The organism is Extibacter muris, assembly GCF_004345005.1.
In the GTDB taxonomy this organism is placed as follows: Bacteria; Bacillota; Clostridia; order Lachnospirales; family Lachnospiraceae; genus Extibacter; species Extibacter muris.
The window spans coordinates 1-927 of record NZ_SMMX01000054.1 but is presented as its reverse complement, the minus strand read 5'-3'; the positions used below and the strand labels follow the sequence as shown (position 1 = coordinate 927).

Here is a 927-nt window from a genome sequence, read left to right as displayed (position 1 = left end):
TTCGCCCCTCTCCTCGGTTCCTTTCCGCTCGTCGCTCCCTCTCCGCTTTTCTCCTTTTCTTTCTTGCTTTCTTCCTTTCCTCCCCCCTTTCCTTTTTTTTTCTTTCCCTTCCTTGTCTTCCCTCTGGGAGACCAGAGGATACCGCGTGTAGCTCTGGCTCCTTTCCCTCTGCCTTCTCCTCTCCTCCCCTCTCTCCTTTCCTCCTCTTTTCTTTCCCCCTCCTCTTTCTTTTCCCTTCCCTTTCTTTCTTCCCCCTTCCTCGCCTTTTCCTCTCTGCATATCATCGAGGAAACTCCTCCCTCTTCTTCCCTTTCCTCCTCTCTTCTCCCTCCTCCTTCCCCGGATTATTCTTCCATGGGTAAAGCGCTGGCAGATTCCCTTCTCCCCTCTTCTCCTTCCTTCCTCCTTCCCCCTTCTTTTTCTTTCCCTCCTCCCCCCCTCCCCTTCTCTCCCCTCTCCCTCTTCCTTCTTCTCTTCTTTCCTCTCTTTTCCTTCCCCTCCTCTTCTCCTCCCCCTTCTTTCTCCGCACAGGACGACATAGTTAAGCTTTTTCTCCTTCCCTCCTTCCCCCTCTCTCCTCCCCTCTTCCCTTTTCCTCCTTCCTTTTCAGCAGTACCCCTTTGTTTTCTCTCCCCTTTCTCTCCCCCTTTCCTCCTTTTCTCTCCCCCTCCTTCTTTTTTTCTTCTTCCTTCTCTCCTATTGGGCTTGTCTTTGTCTTTCTTTTCTTCTTTCTCTCCCTCCTCCTCTTTTCTCTCTTCCTCTTCCCTCTTCTTCCCCCGATATCTTCAGCATGGAACATGAGACGCTGAAAAGCTCTCCCGGGCATTTTCTTTTCCCTGCTTTCCCCCCTCTTTTTCTCCGCTGGTTCCAGCTTCCCTCTCCCTCCTTTCTTCTGTTTCCTTGGTCTGATAACCTTCCTCCCCCTCC

3 protein-coding genes are annotated in these 927 nt (G+C 51.8%); all 3 read right to left on the bottom strand.

Annotated elements, in window-relative coordinates; all coding sequences use genetic code 11:
- The coding region (locus E1963_RS19175) for a hypothetical protein (RefSeq protein ID WP_201272082.1) at nt 1-284 on the bottom strand (284 nt) is incomplete at its 3' end.
- Nucleotides 285-344: 60 nt separating this feature from the next.
- Nucleotides 345-539: a hypothetical protein gene (locus E1963_RS19170; protein WP_132281681.1), complete on the bottom strand. Its 195-nt coding sequence runs from the start codon at nt 537-539 to the stop codon at nt 345-347.
- A gap of 2 nt (nt 540-541) precedes the next feature.
- Nucleotides 542-927: hypothetical protein (locus E1963_RS19905; protein WP_201272081.1), on the bottom strand; the 386-nt coding region annotated here is incomplete at its 5' end.

Bases quoted from the DNA above. Each gene is read 5' to 3' on its own strand.
- E1963_RS19170 (WP_132281681.1), bottom strand. From the start codon at position 539: ATGTCGTCCTGTGCGGAGAAAGAAGGGGGAGGAGAAGAGGAGGGGAAG.